Annotated in this window: 20 protein-coding genes; 17 read left to right on the forward strand and 3 right to left on the reverse strand. The window is 33.4% G+C overall.

Annotated features, from left to right (window positions below; genetic code table 11):
• Positions 1-62 precede the first annotated feature (62 nt).
• The 4 genes from H9636_RS06595 to H9636_RS06610 all read left to right on the forward strand — a co-directional run bounded on the left by H9636_RS06595 (position 63) and on the right by H9636_RS06610 (position 4,278).
• Complete coding sequence (locus H9636_RS06595) at positions 63-881, forward strand: GNAT family N-acetyltransferase (RefSeq protein WP_191706827.1); 819 nt, start codon at positions 63-65, stop codon at positions 879-881.
• Positions 882-1,099: 218 nt separating this feature from the next.
• Positions 1,100-2,122 (forward strand): DUF3231 family protein, encoded by a 1,023-nt coding sequence (locus H9636_RS06600; protein WP_191706828.1) that lies wholly within the window; start codon positions 1,100-1,102, stop codon positions 2,120-2,122.
• 507 nt (positions 2,123-2,629) lie between these two features.
• Positions 2,630-3,811, forward strand: coding sequence for a PDDEXK-like family protein (locus H9636_RS06605; protein ID WP_191706829.1), 1,182 nt, complete (start codon positions 2,630-2,632; stop codon positions 3,809-3,811).
• 56 nt (positions 3,812-3,867) lie between these two features.
• Positions 3,868-4,278, forward strand: a complete 411-nt coding sequence (locus tag H9636_RS06610) for a DUF4304 domain-containing protein (protein ID WP_191706830.1) — start codon at positions 3,868-3,870, stop codon at positions 4,276-4,278.
• Between the two features lie 266 nt (positions 4,279-4,544).
• Here H9636_RS06610 and H9636_RS06615 read toward each other — a convergent pair whose 3' ends face one another.
• Positions 4,545-5,459: an EamA family transporter gene (locus tag H9636_RS06615; protein ID WP_191706831.1), complete on the reverse strand. Its 915-nt coding sequence runs from the start codon at positions 5,457-5,459 to the stop codon at positions 4,545-4,547.
• A gap of 124 nt (positions 5,460-5,583) precedes the next feature.
• Between H9636_RS06615 and H9636_RS06620 the strand changes: the two genes are divergently transcribed.
• Positions 5,584-6,276: a Crp/Fnr family transcriptional regulator gene (locus H9636_RS06620; protein ID WP_191706832.1), complete on the forward strand. Its 693-nt coding sequence runs from the start codon at positions 5,584-5,586 to the stop codon at positions 6,274-6,276.
• A 140-nt stretch (positions 6,277-6,416) separates the two neighbouring features.
• Here the strand turns inward: H9636_RS06620 and H9636_RS06625 are convergent, their stop codons facing one another.
• Entirely contained in the window at positions 6,417-6,800 is a 384-nt protein-coding gene (locus tag H9636_RS06625) for an SLAP domain-containing protein (protein WP_191706833.1), read from the reverse strand.
• Positions 6,801-6,953: 153 nt separating this feature from the next.
• Here H9636_RS06625 and trhO point away from each other — a divergent pair, with 153 nt between their 5' ends.
• The 9 genes from trhO to H9636_RS06670 all read left to right on the forward strand — a co-directional run bounded on the left by trhO (position 6,954) and on the right by H9636_RS06670 (position 16,602).
• Positions 6,954-7,916 carry an oxygen-dependent tRNA uridine(34) hydroxylase TrhO gene (trhO, locus tag H9636_RS06630; RefSeq protein WP_191706834.1) on the forward strand — a complete coding sequence of 321 codons (963 nt, stop codon included), beginning with the start codon at positions 6,954-6,956 and terminating at the stop codon, positions 7,914-7,916.
• 645 nt (positions 7,917-8,561) lie between these two features.
• On the forward strand, positions 8,562-8,957 hold the full coding sequence (locus H9636_RS06635) for a DUF1413 domain-containing protein (RefSeq protein WP_191706835.1): 396 nt from the start codon (positions 8,562-8,564) through the stop codon (positions 8,955-8,957).
• A gap of 297 nt (positions 8,958-9,254) precedes the next feature.
• Complete coding sequence (locus tag H9636_RS06640; protein WP_191706836.1) at positions 9,255-11,666, forward strand: EAL domain-containing protein; 2,412 nt, start codon at positions 9,255-9,257, stop codon at positions 11,664-11,666.
• Between the two features lie 104 nt (positions 11,667-11,770).
• Positions 11,771-12,409 (forward strand): YIP1 family protein, encoded by a 639-nt coding sequence (locus tag H9636_RS06645; RefSeq protein ID WP_191706837.1) that lies wholly within the window; start codon positions 11,771-11,773, stop codon positions 12,407-12,409.
• A 166-nt stretch (positions 12,410-12,575) separates the two neighbouring features.
• Positions 12,576-12,845: a hypothetical protein gene (locus H9636_RS06650; protein ID WP_191706838.1), complete on the forward strand. Its 270-nt coding sequence runs from the start codon at positions 12,576-12,578 to the stop codon at positions 12,843-12,845.
• 159 nt (positions 12,846-13,004) lie between these two features.
• Complete coding sequence (locus H9636_RS06655) at positions 13,005-13,922, forward strand: class I SAM-dependent methyltransferase (protein ID WP_191706839.1); 918 nt, start codon at positions 13,005-13,007, stop codon at positions 13,920-13,922.
• 601 nt (positions 13,923-14,523) lie between these two features.
• Positions 14,524-14,946, forward strand: coding sequence for a hypothetical protein (locus H9636_RS06660; protein ID WP_404817742.1), 423 nt, complete (start codon positions 14,524-14,526; stop codon positions 14,944-14,946).
• Positions 14,947-15,066: 120 nt separating this feature from the next.
• On the forward strand, positions 15,067-15,726 hold the full coding sequence (locus H9636_RS06665) for a suppressor of fused domain protein (RefSeq protein WP_191706841.1): 660 nt from the start codon (positions 15,067-15,069) through the stop codon (positions 15,724-15,726).
• 129 nt (positions 15,727-15,855) lie between these two features.
• The gene (locus H9636_RS06670; protein WP_191706842.1) at positions 15,856-16,602 is read left to right on the forward strand and encodes a hypothetical protein; all 747 of its coding nucleotides are present in this window, start codon (positions 15,856-15,858) and stop codon (positions 16,600-16,602) included.
• Between the two features lie 189 nt (positions 16,603-16,791).
• On the opposite strand, the gene H9636_RS06675 is transcribed toward H9636_RS06670, so the two are convergent.
• Complete coding sequence (locus H9636_RS06675; protein ID WP_191706843.1) at positions 16,792-17,796, reverse strand: nucleoid-associated protein; 1,005 nt, start codon at positions 17,794-17,796, stop codon at positions 16,792-16,794.
• Between the two features lie 162 nt (positions 17,797-17,958).
• On the opposite strand from H9636_RS06675, the gene H9636_RS06680 reads away from it, so the two are divergent.
• The 3 genes from H9636_RS06680 to H9636_RS06690 all read left to right on the forward strand — a co-directional run bounded on the left by H9636_RS06680 (position 17,959) and on the right by H9636_RS06690 (position 21,151).
• Positions 17,959-18,621, forward strand: coding sequence for an HAD family hydrolase (locus H9636_RS06680; RefSeq protein WP_191706844.1), 663 nt, complete (start codon positions 17,959-17,961; stop codon positions 18,619-18,621).
• 151 nt (positions 18,622-18,772) lie between these two features.
• Complete coding sequence (locus H9636_RS06685; protein ID WP_318241001.1) at positions 18,773-19,216, forward strand: Lrp/AsnC family transcriptional regulator; 444 nt, start codon at positions 18,773-18,775, stop codon at positions 19,214-19,216.
• A gap of 330 nt (positions 19,217-19,546) precedes the next feature.
• The gene (locus H9636_RS06690) at positions 19,547-21,151 is read left to right on the forward strand and encodes a gamma-glutamyltransferase family protein (protein ID WP_191706845.1); all 1,605 of its coding nucleotides are present in this window, start codon (positions 19,547-19,549) and stop codon (positions 21,149-21,151) included.
• Positions 21,152-21,193: the final 42 nt, after the last annotated feature.

Genomic DNA, 21,193 nt, shown 5'->3' on the forward strand with positions numbered 1-21,193 from the left:
ATTATTCCGACATAAAATTATATTCAGAAGTAGAAAAAACTATACGAAAAGTAGGTTATAGGATGAATATTAAAACGATTGACACATGTACACTAGGAGATATCATTACGATTTGGAATGAAGGATTTTCAAATTACTTTGTACCAGTTCACGTTGATCTAAATAGCTTTATTAAGCGTCTGGCGAATGAAGATTTACGTGTTGGATCTTCCTTTGTCGCGGAAGAGGACGGGGCACTACAAGGAATTCTACTAAATGGCTTTCGTGAAAATGACGGAGAAGTAGTGGCATGGAATGGTGGGACTGCTGTACATCCGAAGGCTAGAAGAAAAGGTGTAGGGCGAATGCTCCTCGAAAAAAGTATCGAAGAATATAAAGAGCACAATGTCAAACGGGCAAGCCTTGAAGCAATTAAAGGAAATACAGCGGCGATTTTACTTTATGAGAATCTAGGTTACAAAATAAAGGATGAACTTATTTTCTTTAAAGGGAATGTTGAAAAGAAGTCTACTATAAATGTTGAGTTTACACGTCCAGAATTACTACCTCAGTTAACCATATATAATCAAGACGTTCCGTGGCAATGCCATGTGAAAAGTAACTTATCTGCTCAAGTTGCCGTGTTTTTCGATCAACTTCATAACCCGATTGGTTATACGTTATTTCAACAAACAAATGGTGAGACGAAAATTATACAATTTGAAGTACTGGATACTGTTACAAAAGATGAATTTTGTGCAATGCTAGCTGTCATAACAGAAGGTGGAAATTTTACAACAGTTAATACTCCTCTTTCTTCACAAGCAGCTAAATTTTTCATTAGCTTAAATACGGAAGAAGTTATACGTCAAGTATGGATGGAAAAAGAGATGGATAGATAAGCTTTATATACAACTTTTTGCGAATATTAGAATAAGGGATTTATAGTAAATTAACGACAACTTTAATATTTCCACTTTATAAATTTTACGTCGAGATAGCTTATCTCGGCGTTTTTTTGTTAATTAAAAAAGAGAAATTATTTTTTGACGATGCAATTTAGTATCAGAATATAATTTCCGATGGGGTGACATACTGAAGTTAAAAAGGAGTGAAAAAGATGGTAAAACTGAAACCGATTAAATTAAGTTCATATAAACAAGATCCTACCGAAAAACTAACATCGACTGAAATGGGTAAACTTTGGGCTAGTTATATGGGAAATAGTATGGCTAAATGTATTTTGCTTTATTATCTTCAGCACGTTAAGGATGAGGATATCAAAACTTTGGTAGAAAATGCGTTAACTTTAAGTGAAGATTTTTTAAAAACAACTAAAGATATCTTTACGAAAGAAAATATACCGATTCCTAAAGGCTTTTCAGAAGAAGATGTAAATTTAGAGGCCCCTCGTCTTTTTCAAGATGAATTTTATGTCCATTATTTAAAATATACTTCAAAAGCTGGTATGAGTATTTATAATGTAGCGATACCTCTTGTATATAGAAAAGATGTAAAGGAATTTTTTAGATACTGTATGGAGGCTACTTTAGATTTAATGGAACAAACGAATGAAATCTTAATGCATAAAGGGCTTATCATGAAACCACCACTCATACCAATTCCAGAAAAGGTTCAGTTTGTTCATCAGGATTTTTTAAACGGTTACTTTGGACATGTACGACCATTGCATGCGTTAGAAATTACCCATCTTTACGATATTATTGAAAGTAATACGACGAGTAAGGCCCTGATTCATGCATTTGCCCAAGTAGTGAAGGATGAAAAAATTCGAAAATTATTTGAAAAAGGTGAAGACATTACAACGAAAAGTATCGAAAATAATATGAAGAAACTATATGAAGAAAATTTACCTTCTCCATCTTTTCATAACGATCTTGTAACATCGTCTACTTTTTCACCATTTTCAGATAAGCTAATGTTATTTCATAAGTTAGATATGTTTACTTTAAAAATTAGAGCTTTAGGAAATGCGTTAGCAGTAGACGGAAGACGTGATATCGGATTAACTTATTCAAAAGCTTTATTGAGAAATGCTAGTTTTGTTCATGAGGCTTCAAGCATTATGATTGAGAAAGGTTGGTTTGAACAAATACCAACTGCACCTGATAGAAAAAAATAAATGTTAACTAAAAAGTAAAACAATATATTATGGAGCAAAATCTTTATAAGGGTGTATTTTTATACCTTCTTACCATTTGTTTTATCATTATTTTTTGTTACTGGTGGACTCATTTATTCCGTAAGATACAATGATTTAAAATAACGTAAAAGGAAAAAGTCTTAAAACCTTATGACTATCGGGTTTTAGGGCTTTTTTGCATCAACTACTCATTAAAGTGTACGGATGAAAATTGGGTTAGGTGATGAACTTAGTTGGTATGTTGAATTACAGTTGAAAAGCCAACTTTGCATTTGAAAGATTAATACTAAAACATCCCGTTTTAAGAAAAGTTCGAATTTTTAACAGTCCAATAGAATTGCATCACCAATTATTAGAAATTGTCTATTAATTGAGGATCCATTTTATTAGAAATTGCTATAACAGTTTTAATTAGCCTTGAATTTCCATTTACACTATTTCCCATTATTTTTAAAAACTATATAATACTAGAAGGAGATGATGTCGATGACTATAAATTTTCTTATCCAAGAAATCTCGGGAATACACAATAAAAACGAACTTATTAAGCGAAAAACTGGCGGTTATTATAATATTTTCGAAATCGCAGGGATTGCCACTGATGAGGTAAAGATGTGCAGAGTGATTTATGATCTAATAAATCCAAAGGGGAGACATTCTCAAGGAAATACATATTTAAAACTTTTTATTGAACACGTGTTAAAACTTCACATACCTCTACTGGAAAATGTACAAGTCTATCGTGAACTGCTGATAGAAAAAAACCGACGAATTGATTTATTTATTGAAGCAAAAGGTTATAAAATACCTATAGAAGTAAAAATTAATGCTCGCGATCAGGAAAATCAATGTGAAGATTATGCAAAAGTCGCACTTAATTCAAATGTTTATTATTTAACAAAATTTGGCACAATGCCTTCAACATATAGTAGTAAAGACCAAAATATAGTCACTCCCATTTCTTTTGCTCATGATATTTTACTTTGGTTAAAAAAATGCCTCGAACAAAGCGATACCATTAAACTAGCTCCTATTAGAGAAGTATTATTACAACTAATCGTAGTAATTAAAAAATTCACTGGACAGATGGAGGATGAAAATCAAATGGATATTAAAACAGTTTTGACCTCATCACCAGAATCGATGAAAAGTGCATTTGCCATTGAACAAAGTTTATCGGTTATAAAATTAGATAAGTTAAAGTCTATTTTTAATGAAATTGAGAAAAGGATTGGAAAAGAAAAACTCCAAAATGAATATGATTGGGAATTTAATAACTATAAAAGACATAATACATATTATTCATCAAAAAGTTATACGTATCCAGGAATCAGTTACCCATATAAAACAAATATAAGGCCTGGTATCGATATTTGGTTCCGAATAGAGTTAGAGGATTATATTTTTGCTGGCTTTGTTGTGGCGAATAATGGGAAACTTGAGGATCAAAAGTTGACAGAAAAGGAAATTAAAAAATGCTTGCCACATATTGTACCAAAGATAGATAGCTATTGGGCGTATTGGGAGTATCTACCCAATGATGAGGATGCTCCAAATTTTAAGTATCCAGAGGAAAATGATCTATATTTCAAACTTTATGATGATCGATATTATGAGAATTTTATAAACGAATGTATTAAAAAAATTAATATGATTTTCAATTCATGATTAAAATATTTACTTGTTAGCAAACAACTATTGAAATGTAGAGGAGAATATTTACAATGGCTTCAAATAGTCGTCTCTCTATCAATAATGCCTTAAAAAAGATTGTAGTTCCATATTTAAGAGAGCAAGGTTTTAAAGGTTCATTCCCACACTTTAGGAGAAAAAATGATGATAATATCGACTTGATTACTTTTCAATTTAATCGATATGGTGGTTCCTTTGTTGTCGAATTAGCCGTTTGTGGAATAGATGGGGTAACGATGAGTTGGGGAGAAGAAATACCGACAAATAAAGTAACTGCCCATGATGTAAATAAACGCTATCGGCTTGGAGGAGCGAAATCAGATGACCATTGGTTTGACTATGAAAATGCAAAAGTCGAAGAAGATTTTGAGTTAGTTGCATTAAAAGTAAAGAGTTTACTACATGTGTCTGACCGTCAGTGGATGAAAAACCTTTTTAAATAAAAACTGACCAATATTTTTGTAAGAGACAGGTTCTGTGTAAATGTAACACGTTAAGAATGGTGGTCCTTCCAAGTTGTAACGAATGGAGTAAATTGCTTGAAAACGTCCTGTATTAAGCAGAGGAACCTTCGAGATTGATACGAGCAACCATAGGATTCCTTTATGAGACGTAGCGAAGGTAACCATATTTAGTTTATAAATTACTGATTACGCATAAATACCCTGTAAGATGGACTTTAACAGTCTGTCTTACAGGGTATTTTTTATTATACTATGCTATCTTTCGTTTTTAATGATTGTCTTCGATTTTGTAATAGTGTCGGCAACATCATTCCGAAAAGAACTAGAACAATCCCAATAATTTGTACCCATGTTAACGCTTCATGTAAGACAATTACAGAAACAATTATTGCAACCGGTAGCTCGATAGCACTTAAAATGGAAGCTATACCGCCACCAACTTTTGGAACTGCAATTGTAAATAAAATAATGGGTAAAATAATTCCGAAGAAGCCAAGTGTTAAACCAAAATATAATAGGCTTGTACTAAACAGTTTTCCATTCGTAACAATTTCTGGTGCTTGGAAAACAAGTACGATGAGCATCGAAAATAAGGACATGATTGTCATTCGACCAATTGTTGAAATCCCTTCCACTTGTTTCGAGTTAAACTGCATAAAGCAAGCAAAACTAAATGCAGCTGCTAAACCGAATGCCCATCCTCTCCAATCTAGTCCACTTAAATCAACATCTAAAATGCCAGCAGCTAAAATTGTACCCGCGACTAAAAAGACGAGGGAAATAAGTTCGGGTCTCGTCGGACGGCGACGGTGAATAATACAATCTAAAAATAAACCAATCCAAGTAAACTGGAATAACATAACAACTGCAAGAGACGCTGGTAAGTAATGGACGGCTTGTCCATATATGATGCCCGTTGTACCTGTAAGGAAACCAGAAATCATGATAACAATAAAGCCTTTTAACGAAATTTTTGGTAAAGCACGTTGCGTAATCACAGATAAAATAATGGCCAATAAAAAACCTATTACATATTGACTTGTTACAGCCTCTGCCGTTGTAAAACCATGTTCCATGGCTAGTTTAATTATAGTAGATAGAATCCCATAAGAGCTTGAACCAATGACGATGAGTAAGGGATATATTAAATTTTTATTCATCTAAACACCTCAATACTTTCAATATAAACTAGTGGCAACAGAATTTGTTTGCACTTATTATTAACATCATCATAACAATTACGCCTATAATGAAAAGGACATATGTCCAAAAAGGGGTTATTATATGCAAATAATTAGAGATTCGTTACTTTTACGTGACAAATTAATGAAATATGAGCTCCATAAGATTTTTGAGCAGTATGAGCAGCGACCATTTAAGTTGCTTTCATATGAGGCAGGTGAAACGATATTACGGGAAGGTGCAGAGGCAGAGTATTTACTGTATTTAGTAGAAGGGAGAGTAAAGGCAACATCGAGTATAGAAACGGGGAAATCATTACTATTGCGATTTAATCATCCCCTCGCTTTAATAGGCGATTTGGAGCTTATCCGCCATATGCCAATACAATCCCAAATAACTGCAGTAACAGAATGTCTTTGTATCGCTCTACCGTTTGATTATATTTATAAAAATGAAATGGAAAATACCGCTTTTTTGCAAGATCTTTTAAAGCATTTAAGCTACAAACTACAAACGATTACTACCTCATCCCGTGTCAATTTACTAGCATCTGTTGAAAATCGACTTGCAAGTTTTTTATTATCGATTTCGACACCGGGAAATGAATTTGGAACTGAGCTTCAGACGGGGAATACGAGGGAAATAGCAGATTTGCTTGGAACGACCCATCGCCATTTAAATCGAGTGATACATGACTTAACAGAAAAAGGAATTATTGAAAAAACTCGTCATACTATTCGTATATTGAATTATGAAAAGTTAAAGGAAATATCCCAAGGGCTTCGGTATGAATAAAACGATATTCGTTTGAGAAACATCCTTCCTAAAGATGTGAAGAATTCATTGTAGCATTATATAGATTTAAATAGAGATCCTTTTTACATATAGTTTTTAATCATAATCCAGCACGGACCTTAAAATCAAAACAATAGTCATCACTTATCCAATAGAAGCTGACCGTTTTCGCAATTCAAAGCATCCATATGATAATCATTTTTAGAAAATATAAACGTCCATGGCATACTTACTTTTGGTGGTATGGACAAAGCGGGAATTGTAAATTCCTTTTCTGCAACGACTTTTTCTATCGTTCGGTATACTAAATGTGTATTATGGAACGTCAACATCGAATCGGAAAAGTTATGTACTAATACGGTTATTAACAGTTCATTTCGATAGTTGAGTGATTTTCGTACTGGGGAGAACAATACTCCGGAACTTTTCTGTTCCTTTGTTATATTAAAAATTTCTTCAATCGTATTACGATCTTGAGTAGATAATGCTTTATTCCAAGAGCGTTCAAATTGTAATTGTTGCATGGGAAACCTCCTCTTTAAGTTAAGTGTAATATCATAATTTGAATAGCAAAGATTGTATCATAAAATTAAACGCATCGTGGTAAAAATATAGTATAATAACATTTTGAAACTATCAGGATATCCTGTAAATATGTATGATAGGTGGAACGTAAGATGAAATACCAAGTTTTATTATATTATCACTATACAACAATTGAAAATCCAGAAGCCTTTGCAGAAGAACATTTACAAGCGTGTAACGACCTAAACTTAAAAGGTCGAGTTCTTGTTGCAAAAGAAGGGATTAATGGGACTGTTTCTGGGACAATTGATGATACAAATGCTTATATGGACATGATGAAAAAAGATCCATTGTTTGAAGGGATTGTGTTTAAAGTCGATGCAGCAGAAGGTCATGCTTTCAAAAAGATGAAATGCCGACCACGTCGTGAACTGGTTAATTTAAGTTTGGAGGACGATGTAAATCCAAAAGAAATCACGGGCCGCTACCTTTCACCAGCTGAATTTATGGAGGAAATGCAACGGGAAGATACGGTTGTTTTAGATGTGCGTAATACTTATGAATATGATGTCGGTCATTTCCGTGGGGCGATACGCCCTGAAGTAGAAACATTCCGTGATACGCCAGCGTGGGTCCGGGCGAACAAAAAATTATTCGAAGGGAAACGGGTATTAACTTATTGTACAGGCGGTATCCGTTGTGAAAAATTCTCTGGTTGGTTAAAACGAGAAGGTATCGGAGAAGATGTTGGTCAATTACATGGTGGGATTGCCACATATAGTAAAGATCCTGTTACAAAAGGTAGGCTTTGGGATGGGCAAATGTACGTTTTTGATGAGCGGATTACAGTGCCGATTAACCAAGTAGAACATGTTGTTGTCGGAAAAGATTATTATGACGGTACACCATGTGAACGTTATATTAAATGTGCCAACCCTGAATGTAACAAACATATACTTGCATCGGAAGAAAATGAAGCCAAACATCTTGGTGGTTGTTCGCTAGAGTGTGCAAAGCATCCTCGTAATCGCTATATTGCTAAACACAATCTTTCAGAAGGTTACGTGAAAGAAGTGATGGAACAATTAGAAGAGCGATTTGGAACATCTATATAATTAAAAAACATTGGAACAAGTAAAGCTAATCAATTAATTTGGAAACAAATTAGTCGATTAGCTTTTTTTGTAAAAGGAATCACAACGAACAGTTATGATGTCGATATAGCAGGAATATAATAAGTGGTACAGTGATCGTCTAATTTCGGATTGCATGACTTGTAACTGCTTCTGACTGGTGAAGGACAGAAAATGATACGAAGGAAGTGTAATGTTTGGCGATTTCCAACCCTCAATATGCCTTTTTAGAGGCTGATTATATGAATCCAAACTTGAACCGCTTTTTAACTAAACTCGATGATTCTTCTTTGGAAAAGGTAAAAGATAGGGAGCATGATGATATTTCAGAAACTGTCCTTAAAATGATCCCAACGAACGTTTATTTAAAAGTTAACTGGCTATCTTATTTCGTTAATAGTCGATATTTAATTTATTGCAATTCTGTTGATAGGAGAGGAATTTTTCTTTTGAAAACCCTTAATCTCATTCCGTGACAGTCTACTATCATAATTGAAAGAAACCACTATAAACCTTTTTAATAAGGTTTATAGTGGTTTTTAAGTTTAAAAAAACTTGATTGTTTGTGTACAAAGAATTAATATATGTTTACAAAGAATTTTCTCTTAATACAGAAAGGTTGATTTTATGTCGCAAACCGTAACAATTCGTTTTTCAGATGAAGAATATGATTATTTAGAAGATGTCGCAAAAGAGGCGGAGCAATCAATTGGTGCAGTTATAAAAGATCTTGTGCTACATGAGCTTGGATACGAAACGACTGGAGTTAAAGTATCCATATTGGCCATTCATGAAAAAGCAAAACATTTACCACCAGGTACAGAGTTTAAAATTCGCGATTTATTTTCCAAAATTGAATGGAATCAATTTACAAAAAGTTCTCGAATATCTGCCGGACGGGAATTTCTGAAAAAAGTGAAAACGGATCTGTACTTATCTGGTGAATACTCCTTTGTAAGAAAGGATTCGGACAATGCGGCAATTTACAGAAAGCAAAATAGCGAAGAATTGGACTGGGATTAAAACGTTTTTGATGTAAAAATAGACCTTCGTTTAAACGGAGGTCTTTAATTTATGTCGAGTTTTTATGAAAAATGTTTAAAAAGTTCTAAATATGTAGAAATTATCGTATAATTATTTTTTATTTATAAGATAAAATTAACTCGTTTAAAGTAGTATTTAAAATGTATTTTTTACATAAAGTTTAGAAAATAAATCATCTTATTAAAATCAGAGTAAAGTATAAATAGATAGAAGGAGGAATAAATTCTTTATTATATTCTCGTAAATAATTTTTGCTTTTAGAAATGAGGATTTCACATGAATCATGTACATGGAACATATGATTTTGCTTTAGTTGTCTTTTCTTATGTAGTTGCCGTCATGGCTTCTTACACAGTCCTTGATTTAGTTGGATGGGTTAGTAAAACCTTTGGGCGCAAACGATTGTTATGGCTGTTGTTTGGATCTATTGCAATGAGTATGGGTGTTTGGTCGATGCATTTTATTGGGATGCTAGCATTCTCTTTACAAGTTCCAGTTTCCTATAATTTGTTTATCATTTTTGAATCCTATGTTGCTATTCTTATAGGTTCGTTTTTATCATTGTTTATTGTTGGGCGTGATCAACTAACTCTACGCCATTTATTTAGTGGAGGTATTCTACTTGCTGCAGGTATTGTAGCGATGCACTATACAGGTATGGAAGCGATGCAAATTGGTATTTCCTATAATCTTATGTATGTGGGGTTATCGATTGTCATTGCAATTATTGCTGCGGTAGCAGCTTTTTGGTTATCCTTTTATTTCCGAAAAACGAATGAGAAAGGAAAAGTGTGGAAAAAGTTAAGCAGCGGATTAGTGATGGGTGCTGCTGTGGTCGGTATGCATTATACTGGTATGTTTTCAGCTGAATTTTATATTGATGAAAGGTATAATTCAACAGTTGGTAAAGTACTAGATCAGAAACTGCTCGGTTATGTGATTGTCGTCGCTACATTCATTACCCTTGGATTATCGATATTCGGTACATATATTTCTAAACGATTTGCAATAATGGATCATGAAATTCAAACAGGTTCGATATGGTATAAATCGTTATTTGATAAAAATAAGGACGGTATTATTGCCGTAAATTTTGATTATCAGATTACGGGTTTTAATCCAGCAATGATTAAATTATTAGGATTGAAAGATGCAAAACTTCTTAAGCATTCCATTTATGAAATTTTACCTTTTATAGTAAAAGAGGATCGTGGACAAGCCATTGACGGGTTGCAAAGCGCTTTAAGTGGAGAACCGAAAAGTTATGATATTAGTATGGTTCGAGACAACAAAGAGTGTATCGATGTTCATTGTATGAATGTACCTGTTGTTGTGGATGGTCAAGTTGTTGGCAGTTATATTATTTCTCGTGATATTACAGAAGAAAAATTGTACAAAAATAAAATTCAACAACAAGCTTATCATGATGATTTGACGGGTTTACCGAATCGGCGTATGTTTAATAAATTATTGTCAGATAAAATTGAGTCAAATCCAAATCAGTTTGCTGTTATGATGATGGATATTGACCGATTCAAAATTATTAACGATACTCTTGGGCATGCTTACGGAGATCAGTTACTTCAAGAGGTAGGCAAAAGAATTGAGAAGCAAATTTCTGGTAAGGACGTGATCGCTGCCCGGTTAGGCGGGGATGAATTTACCCTTTTGTGCAATGAAAAATATAGTTATAATGAACTTTCTGAATTGGCTAAAGGGATAATTCGGGTTATTAGTCATCCTTATCATCTTAAAGATAGTGACTTCTATGTTACTGCAAGTGTCGGTATTGCACTATATCCTGAAGACGGTTTAGATATGATTCAACTGTTAAAAAATGCTGATTCTGCAATGTATGAAGTGAAGAAAGGTGGAAAAAACGGTTTTCAGTTCTATTCTCATGAACTTAATAGTCAAATGGAGGAGAAAATAAAACTGGAAGCAGATTTACGTAAGGCCTTATCATTTAATGAATTTTTTCTTCACTATCAACCGCAAGTTTGTTCGGAGAATAATAGATTAATTGGGGTCGAAGCTCTTGTTCGTTGGCAGCATCCAACACGTGGTATAGTTGCCCCTAATATTTTTATTCCCATTGCAGAGGAAACGGGAATCATCTATGAGTTCGGAAATTGGGTGTTGCGAGAAGCGTGTCGTCAAATGAAGGAATGGCAAATGGCAGGAGGGGCATTCATTCCAATATCCGTTAATCTTTCAGCACAACAATTTTATCAGGCAAATTTAGGCCAATATATTCTTTCCATTTTAGAAGAAACGGGACTAGAACCGAAATATTTAAAACTCGAAATTACGGAAAGTATGATGATGGATTCAAATTTATCGAATCAAATTTTGAAAGAACTTAGCGAGTTTGGTATTCAGCTAAGTTTGGATGATTTCGGAACAGGATATAGTTCACTTAGCTATTTAAAAATGTTACCGATTAATCAATTAAAAATCGATCGATCGTTTATTAAAGATTTAACGAATAATCCAAATGACAAAGCGATAGTAGCTACGATTGTTTCCATGGCGAAACATTTACAAATGGATGTCATTGCGGAAGGGATAGAGGAGAAGGAGCAACTAGATATTTTAAAAGAAAACAATTGTTTTAATATTCAAGGATATTACTATAGTAAACCTTTGCCAGCTAATGAATTTGAAATAGCGTTCCTCTCTACATAAAAATCACGGTTATAAAATTATTTTCAATAAAAATACGGCATTTACAAAAATACACTATCATGCTTTACTTATAAAGTTAACAAAGAAAAAGAGAAGGTGATTTTATGAATGAACAACAAAAATTAAATCCATTTTTATCCGTTTGGTTACACCCTAAAAAAACAGCTCGATATGTAATGGATAATAAGGGGATTCCTTATACACTTTTCATTATTGCCATTAGTTATATCGGCGTATTTAGTGCATCCATTATTGATACGAAACTTTATCCCACTTTACCGATTTTGGGGATTTTAGTGCTACTAATTATATGTTCAGTATTTTTCGGAATTATTTCGAATGCATTCTATTCTTTAATTATTTGGCCGATAGGGAAAATGTTTAAAGGAGTTGGAACGTATCAAGAATTATTTAAAGCATTATCCCTTATTTCGATTCCATATGTGATTTTAATTCCTTTCTATATTATTTGGATGTATACAGATCCTTATAGTCTATTTTACTCGTCCTTTGAAGGGATGTTAGGAATAGTGGGTATTATTACATTGTTCCTTACAGTAGTAGTTACAGTTTGGTGTATTGTTATTTCTATTGCCGTTATTGCAGAAGCCCATCAAATTTCAAATTGGAAAGCTTTCTTCACCTTATTAATACCTACCGTTATTATTACAATTTTATTCGTTATTGTTTTTATCATTCTAGCGGTTATTGGTTTAGCAATTGGATCATTTTTTGTCTACTAGCAGAAATATTCTGCTAGTTTTTTTGTTTTAAAAGAAGCATGTATATACAGTTATGACGCGAAAGAATTAGGAATATAATACAATACATTAAGTTATCGGCCATTTGGATTAACATTCTTTGTAGTTGTTTAGTGGATTAGGAAAATTATGCGAAGGAAGTGTAATTTTGGCGATCTCAAATCCTCAGTATGCATTTTTAGAGGCAGATTACGTGAATCCGAACTTGAATGAAGCCATTTGGGAACTCGAAGATTCTTCTGAAAAAATAAAGATAAATGAACGACTTGCTGATGCTCAATCAAATACTGGTTTAAAAATAATTACAACGAACATTTATATAAAAGTAAACTCAATTTTACCTTACCTTCATATAGTACCGGTGGATGTATATTGTATTGTCCTATTGTTTATAGGAAAGGGGTTTCAGTATTCATAATCCCTATTCTACTAGCTTTGTAGTAGATTCTTTTAATAAAGGATGAAATAGTTGACAAAAATTTTTATTTATGCTATAATTTACAATTCGAATATTAGTTTATATAATAAGATTCTCCTGGCCAGGGGAATCTTATTTTTTTATGGGAGGATTAATATTTTGAAGAATAATGAATCAAGTTTAACTTCCTTAATATCAGCTTTTAGTCGAGCGTATCATAGTAAATTTGATGAACCTAAAATCTTTGATGATTTTATAACAGTGGATTTAATTACCGAACAAGAATTTGCAACGATTCGAGAGAACATGATTAATGGAATCGAATTTTTTAATAAGGAAATTGAAGAGAAGTTTCAAAATGAACCAAATGAGATCCTAAAGTGGATTACGCAAGTACAACTTTCTCCAACGCCTTTAGCGCGGGCTGCCTATTGTGAGAATGTAGTGCGAAATGAAATTGAACTTGGTGTTCAACAGTATGTTATTTTAGGTGCTGGTTTAGATACTTTTTGTTTTCGGTATCCACAATTAAATGAGCATATTGAGATATTTGAAGTGGATTATCCAACTACACAAGACTTTAAAAAGAAAAGATTAACAGATGCTCATTATCAATTTCCAAAAAATCTTCATTTCATATCAATGGATTTTAGTAAAAAATTTAATAACCATACTCTTATTGAAAAAGGATTTAATCCAAACAAAAAAACATTCATAAGCCTTTTAGGCGTTTCTTATTATTTAACGAAAGATGAATTTGCAAATTTTTTAATTGAATTATTTGCTAATGTACCGTTAGGAAGTTCGATCGTTTTTGATTATGCAGATGAATTTCTATTTGAAGAAAAAGGACGATCAAACCGAGTTCAAAATATGGTTCGAATGGCTTTAGCTAGTGGGGAACCAATGAAATCATGTTTTTCTTATGAAGAAATGGAGAAATTATTAGAAGATGCAGGTTTGCTTATTTATGAACATTTATCGCCAGATCTAATTCAAAATCAATTCTTTCGTAATCGAACAGACTATTTGTCCGCGTTTGAAACAATTCATTACATCCATGCTGTGAGAAAATAGTGTGAACCATCTTTTTAGACAACGGATTCCTACAGAAGGCGTAATAATATGAACGGGGTTAGAAGCTATTAGTTATGCAGCATCCTTGCAACAAGTTTCTTTAAAAGAGGAATGGACTATTCCTTCATCATGAACTTTAATCGATCAAATGTCTTTTTATAAATAAAAATCAAGTATTTGCAGAGAAAAATATCCTATCTGTTCAAGAAAAGTTCATTGTGATTCGATAGTAAATACGTTAAACGGATTCCGAAAACGGAATCCGTATTTTTTTTATTGAGGTTAAGAGAAATGGGAATGGGAAATGGTAAGTTTTACTTATATAGCAAGATAACTAATTGATTATGTTCGTAAATGAGTGGGTGATAAATTAACTACATATAAAAATCGATTTTCCTAAAATTAGGAAACTTATTACATAATTTGAAAAAGTATAGTATTATAGCTTTTGTCAAAATCTTTCCCTATATTCCATTGATTTCCACCTGTGAAATAGGATAAGAATCGAATTCTTTTTATAAATACAAAGGAGCTGATTTCCGTAGATACTATTAAGATAAACGAGAAAACTATAGTAAAAAAAGAAGAATATGAACTGTTTATTAGTGACAGTGTAGATTTCTATATGAGCAATAAATGGAAACCAGTGATAATCGCATTGTTCTTTCCTTTTGAATGGTTACTATGGAGAAAGTTATATTTATACTTTTTCTTTATCTTTGTTGGTTATAATTTAATAAGTTTCATAACAATATTTTCGGTAGCATTATTAACAAATGATAATATTAATTTAACTATATTTATAAGCATGATTATTCGAGTGCTATTATTCGTATATGGTAAAAAACTTTATTTAACATTTGTTAGTAAGAAAATATTAAAAATAAAAGCGGCTTACCATGATATAGAAAGTCGAAAGAATAATATTCAAAAAAGTGGTGGGATTAATACAATTTTACCCGTAGTCTTTTTCCTACTGTTTACCCTTCTTCCAGCTGTATTTTCTTTAGTTAAATCGGTTTAATAAGATTTTGCTTCCATTTTATATTGGGAGGTTTTAAATTTTGAAACAAATAAATGAAAAAAATAAGATCTTAACCGAAAATAAAAATAATAATGAAAAGAATAGGAGGGGAGGGGCTAAATGAAACTTGAAGAGTATAAAAGGCTTGCGGCAGAGCAGGAAGATTGGGCACCAGGATGGGAAGCAATCGATTCAGTTTTCGGTAAACTTTATCCAAACCAAAATCCTGCGCATTATGGAACGCTATTCCATTCCCGTGCGATATTCGGTGGTGATGAATATTTAGATGGATTTAGTATTTATGATTCACCTAAAGGATTTAAACATTTACTTACTTATGGAATGACAGAACTTTATACAAATGAAGAAGCATTCGGTGGTGAATGGAGTCGCTGGGGATATGAAATGACGATAAAACTTAAAGAAGAAACAAATGAAGATTGTATGTGGGCCATTGATATGTTATCCAACCTTGCGAAATATACTTTCACTCAAAACCGATTTTTTGAGCCGTTTCAATTTATAGCGGGTAATGGAAGTTCCCTTCATATAGGTACTAATTCCAATATTACAGCGTTATTAGTCGTGAACGATACTGAAGCACAAAGCTTAAATACAGTCCATGGTAAAGTCGAATTTATGCAATTAGTTGGGATTACCCAACGAGAGTTAGAAATATTAATGGATAATCGTACGAAAGCAGAAGTTCTTGTCGAAGAAATGAGGAAAGATAATCCCTATTTAGTTACAGATATGGGTAGAATCGATTCTTATTTGTGAAAATAGTTGAAAAGACTACATTTTAAAAATTAACTTCAGGAATATTTACTTACCAATTATTGAATGTTAAAATGAATCGGTCTTAATAAATGCCTTTTAAAGGAAAAATAAACAATCAGGAGGAATATAATGTCGGTACCCCCAAATTATGAGGAATCATCAACAAACAGCGTAGAGGAAGAAGTAATAGCAGTAGCGGAACAAAAACCAAATGACGAAACACCGAATGAATACGGTTTAAAATATTGGTTAATTACACTACTACTTTTAGCAATTCCTTTCGTAAATATTGGGTTTATTATTTACTGGGCATTCTTTGAAAAGAAGGAACCACGTAAATCATTTACTAGAGCTTATTTAATCATTTTCGGAAGCTTTTTTGTACTTTACTTATTAATATTAGGAGCATTTTTATTCTTTTTTGTCTTTGTAAATTCGGACGAAATTTTTGGTAATTCTACTAATTCGTATGAAGAATACGAGTACAATGATGAATACGGGTACAGAGAAGATGCTGAATACAATGAAGATTATTTATATGAAGATCCGTATTTGCCAACAAGTTATTACGATACAAGTACAGTGAATGGTGTTGAAATAGCAGATAGTTGGACGGAACTCAATTATGATTATGAATGGGAACTATTTATCGAACTTTACGTTTCCGGTGAAAAAGAAGTTAATGAAGTTAAAGTATTGGTAGAGCAGGTAGACATTGATGGTACAGTTTTAAATACTTCTTATGAGACATTCAATGATCGTTATTTACCTGGTAATAACTATCGCGTTCAACTCGATTTGACAGATGGCTTTGATCCGAATGTAGCCGAAATCTGGGTAAGTATTGTCGGTGAAAATGATTTAAATAATCTTTAATAATCGAACAATCAAAGTAGATGTTTCGGTACATAAACGTAGCATTTTTATTCCAATACATAAATTTTATTCAAAGCTAACATCCCACATCTCTTTTTGAGCTGTGGGATTTATTTATGAAAGATATTCGTTCGACCCTATAATGAAACCCCAACTCTAAATTCGAGTTGGGGCATGGTTGTGATCGATTTATAATTCTTCTTGGAAATAAATTTTGTAATATTTTCGATTTGTCGTTTCATCATAACCAATTTCAATGAGTTCATCGACTTGTTCGATGTTTTGGACATTTACTTGAATTTCAATATTCGAATCAAGTTTAATTTTTCGTTTATATGTTTTTTCAACCTTTTCAATTGCAGTGTCGGATATGACGGTTTCATACGGTTTAACAGAATTCACAATAATGTCTTTTTGTGCTGCATCCATTTTTTTAAATACTGAATCTATATAGTTATCTACTTGAAATTCCTCTTCATTTCTAAAATAATCGAGAGTTTTATTTAATAAACCTAACTTCTCCGTATTAGAATAACTTTCTTCTTTTAAAATATATTTTTTACATTCCGTTAATGCTAAGTTCGTTTTATGGTAATGTTCATCGGCTACTTTAATCTTTAAAAAACGCTCTTGCCAGTAAACGACATCTTCTTTACGTTTCGTTTTAATAAAGACGATCGGCGCCTCATCAGGTCCCATGTCAATAATGATGGCCATATTATTTATTTTCTTTGTGTTAATGCCATCTATACCATTTACGATGAGCTTATTATCTTCATTTTTCACATCTAAAAATAATTCTTTTTCTTCGATTTTGACAATTGCTAATACCTTTTTTGCACCAGTTGGCATCATGCAATTTTCAAATAAACCAATAAATAATTCGCCACCTTTAATATTTGGATGTTGCGATGCACTTTGTAAATGTGTAGCGATATTTTTTGATTGATTTAGAAAGTCATCACTTTGTCTAAAGATGGATGTTACATAAGTATAAATTTCATTTAATCCAATATCCGTTTCATGGAAAAATTCATATTGTTGTTCAAAATCGATTTTATGAAAAGCTAATTGGGTAAAAGCGGCTTCGAGCATAACTTCTGGTTGAGAATATACTTCTTCGCCGGTTACAAGGGTATCCGCAACATAATGGATAATATATTTTGATAATTTACTTTCACTAACTTCTAGCATCATCTTCACCTTCTCATCTAAAGTTGTCGATAATCTACCATAACATAATTTCCAGACTATGAATATATCACAATAATGATTTGCTTGTGACCTTTTATATAGAGGGGTTTTATAAATCTAGGGAGAAATAAAATAGTATCGTTTCTTTAGGAGTGGGTGTGAATGATCAAAGCTGTTTTGTTCGATTTAGATGGGACGTTACTTAATCGGGATGAATCGGTGAGGCGTTTTGTTGAAGATCAATATGAACGGTTATGTACAAGTTTTCATTTGGTTCGAAAAGAAGAATATGTTAAGCGGTTCCTTGAACTCGATAATCGGGGATACGTTTGGAAAGATAATGTATACAAACAATTAACAATGGAAATGGGTATAACAAAAATAACATGGCAAGAGTTGTATGAAGATTACATTACTGAATTTTACCGTTATTGCGTTCCGTTTCCTCATCTCAAAATGGTGTTAGAGGAATTAAGAAGGAACAATCTTTTATTAGGTATCGTGACAAATGGAAGAGGTCATTTTCAAATGGCAAATATAAAGGCACTAGAAATTGAAGAATATTTTCAAACAATTGTGATCTCAGAATGGGAAGGGATAAAAAAGCCTCATCCTAAAATATTCAAAAGAGCAATGGAGAAACTAAACGTTTCCCCTAGCCAATGTGTGTTTGTTGGTGACCATCCTCGCAATGATATCGAAGCTAGCCAAAAAATTGGAATGAAGACAATTTGGAAGAAAGATTGTGCCACTTATAATGTGAATACCGATAATACAATAGATGATTTAGCAGAAATTCCTTTTATTATTTCCAAATTTAAATAATAGGGAGGGCAAGTAAAGGTTGTTCTTACATCTTGATTGAAAAAAGAGCTATAATCTTTCTAATTGGAATGAAAAGGCGTGGAAAATTATCATTTTGGAAAATTTTCTCGTATAATATAAAAAAATAGGAAAGTCGGATGGAGGAGATGAAGTGGATCAAATCGATAAAAATATATTGTCGTTATTAACTGAAAATGGACGTTTATCTTATGTTGATATCGCTAAAGAATTGGGACTTTCACGAGTTGCTGTACGTGAACGAGTTGCTAAATTAATGGATGACGGTGTTATCGAGCAATTTACCGTAGTCATCAATAGCTCAAAAGTCGGGAAAGAGGTATCTGCATTTTTTGAAATAGACTGTGAGCCAAGTTCCCTCGTTCGAGTAGCAGAGGCATTGGCGGAAAATCCAAGTGTAGCTAGCTGCTATCAAATGACGGGACCTTCTACATTACATACCCATGTATTAGTCGATAATTTCCCAGCCCTTGAACGATTTATAAATGAAGAATTATACGCTTTAGAAGGTATTACTCGAGTGGAAAGCCATATCTTACTCCGTCGATTTAAAAGTAGACGTGGTTTAAAATTATAATAATCTACCTAAAAACTCATCGGATAATTTCGATGAGTTTTTTTAGTAAATGTTTTAGAAGGGTAAAGTGAATTTTTTAAAAAATCAAATATTATTATAGATTTTTAGATTTTTATAACGTATAATCATTTTAAATTGTTTGGAACAATAAGTAAGTAAAAATGAAAATGTGGTTTACAAATGTTCGTAAAATTCGGTTTTCATAATCGTAGTGATTGTTATCAAAAGTTTTTCAATCATTTTTTGTTTTTAGAGGAATTCAATAAATAGGAAAATCCTGTTTCAAAATATGGGCAGCGAAAATAGCAGATCAATAAAGGAGGAATGTTTATGGATTATTTATTTCATCCATTCGTATCAAAACGACATACTGTTTTTGCGAAAAAAGGGATGGTGGCCACTTCACAGCCATTAGCAGCACAAGCTGGGTTAGAAATTTTACAAAAGGGTGGGAATGCGATTGATGCAGCGATTGCGACAGCTGCTGCCTTAACCGTTGTTGAGCCGACTTCAAACGGAATCGGTGGAGATGCTTTTGCATTAGTATGGATGAAGGATCAATTACATGGATTAAATGCTTCCGGTCCTTCTCCTCAATCTATTTCGGCTCTTGCAGTAAAGGAACGCGGTTATGATAAAATGCCGGTTCATGGTGTTATTCCTGTTACAGTTCCAGGTGTTCCTGCTGCATGGGCAGCATTAGCGAAACGTTTCGGACGTCTTCCTTTACTCGAATCATTAAAACCAGCAATCCGTTATGCGGAAGAAGGATATCCGTTAACGCCAATTTTAGGTAAATATTGGCGTAGTGCCTATAACAAATTTAAAACAAGCTTTACGACAGAAGAATTTGATGCATGGTTTGAAACCTTTGCTCCTAATGGAAGAGCGCCAGAAATAGGGGAGGTTTGGAAATCACCAGGTCATGCGGCCACATTAAAGTCTATAGGGGAAACAGATGCTCGTTCTTTCTATGAGGGAGAGCTAGCTGATAAAATAGATAATTTTATGAAACAGCATAATGGCTTTTTATCTAAAGATGATTTAAGTCAATTTGAACCACAATGGGTGACGCCGATTTCGACTAATTATAGAGGTTATGATGTTTGGGAAATTCCTCCAAATGGCCAGGGGATGGTAGCTCTAATGGCCTTAAATATTTTCGAAAAGTTACCTTCGCCTCAATGGCAAAGTGCGGAAACGATTCATCATCAAATTGAGTCGATGAAACTTGCCTTTACAGATGGTCAGGCTTTTATTACAGAGCCGGAAGAAATGCCGATTTCTGCTGAAGAATTGTTGTCAGATCGTTATGCAGAAAGACGGAGCCAAATGATAGGGGATGTGGCTCTTGATCCACAACCGGTTGAATTAGTAAAGGGCGGTACAGTTTATTTAGCTGCGGCAGATGAAGAAGGGAATATGATCTCATATATTCAAAGTAATTATATGGGATTCGGTTCGGGCATTGTTATTCCTGGAACAGGAATTTCGATGCAAAATCGCGGTGCAGACTTTAGTTTAGATGAGTCCCATCCGAACGTGTTAAAGCCTGGAAAGAGAACTTACCATACGATTATCCCTGGATTTTTAACGAAGGACAATCAAGCAGTTGGCCCGTTTGGTGTCATGGGAGGCTATATGCAGCCCCAAGGACACTTCCAGGTTGTAACAAACACAGTAGATTATTTATTGAATCCACAGGCGGCATTGGATATGCCAAGGTGGCAATGGATGAACGGGAAAACGGTACACGTGGAGCCGGAGTTCCCGAACTATTTAGTTCAGGCGCTCGAACGAAAAGGTCATGATGTGCGTGTAACTTCGGATGGTGGTAGTTTTGGGCGTGGTCAAATAATTTGGCGAAATCCAGAAACGGGCGTATTACAAGGTGGAACAGAGTCCCGTACGGATGGAGCAATAGCGGCTTGGTAAAAACAGTAGAGAAAGAAAAAGCACCTGAGTCCCTTACTTCTA

The organism is Ureibacillus galli, from assembly GCF_014836845.1.
GTDB classification, from domain to species: Bacteria; Bacillota; Bacilli; order Bacillales_A; family Planococcaceae; genus Ureibacillus; species Ureibacillus galli.

Bases quoted from the DNA above. Each gene is read 5' to 3' on its own strand.
- H9636_RS06595 (WP_191706827.1), top strand. From the start codon at position 63: ATGAATATTAAAACGATTGACACATGTACACTAGGAGATATCATTACG.
- H9636_RS06600 (WP_191706828.1), top strand. From the start codon at position 1,100: ATGGTAAAACTGAAACCGATTAAATTAAGTTCATATAAACAAGATCCT.
- H9636_RS06605 (WP_191706829.1), top strand. From the start codon at position 2,630: ATGACTATAAATTTTCTTATCCAAGAAATCTCGGGAATACACAATAAA.
- H9636_RS06610 (WP_191706830.1), top strand. From the start codon at position 3,868: ATGGCTTCAAATAGTCGTCTCTCTATCAATAATGCCTTAAAAAAGATT.
- H9636_RS06615 (WP_191706831.1), bottom strand. From the start codon at position 5,459: ATGAATAAAAATTTAATATATCCCTTACTCATCGTCATTGGTTCAAGC.
- H9636_RS06620 (WP_191706832.1), top strand. From the start codon at position 5,584: ATGCAAATAATTAGAGATTCGTTACTTTTACGTGACAAATTAATGAAA.
- H9636_RS06625 (WP_191706833.1), bottom strand. From the start codon at position 6,800: ATGCAACAATTACAATTTGAACGCTCTTGGAATAAAGCATTATCTACT.
- trhO (WP_191706834.1), top strand. From the start codon at position 6,954: ATGAAATACCAAGTTTTATTATATTATCACTATACAACAATTGAAAAT.
- H9636_RS06635 (WP_191706835.1), top strand. From the start codon at position 8,562: ATGTCGCAAACCGTAACAATTCGTTTTTCAGATGAAGAATATGATTAT.
- H9636_RS06640 (WP_191706836.1), top strand. From the start codon at position 9,255: ATGAATCATGTACATGGAACATATGATTTTGCTTTAGTTGTCTTTTCT.
- H9636_RS06645 (WP_191706837.1), top strand. From the start codon at position 11,771: ATGAATGAACAACAAAAATTAAATCCATTTTTATCCGTTTGGTTACAC.
- H9636_RS06665 (WP_191706841.1), top strand. From the start codon at position 15,067: ATGAAACTTGAAGAGTATAAAAGGCTTGCGGCAGAGCAGGAAGATTGG.
- H9636_RS06670 (WP_191706842.1), top strand. From the start codon at position 15,856: ATGTCGGTACCCCCAAATTATGAGGAATCATCAACAAACAGCGTAGAG.
- H9636_RS06675 (WP_191706843.1), bottom strand. From the start codon at position 17,796: ATGCTAGAAGTTAGTGAAAGTAAATTATCAAAATATATTATCCATTAT.
- H9636_RS06680 (WP_191706844.1), top strand. From the start codon at position 17,959: ATGATCAAAGCTGTTTTGTTCGATTTAGATGGGACGTTACTTAATCGG.
- H9636_RS06690 (WP_191706845.1), top strand. From the start codon at position 19,547: ATGGATTATTTATTTCATCCATTCGTATCAAAACGACATACTGTTTTT.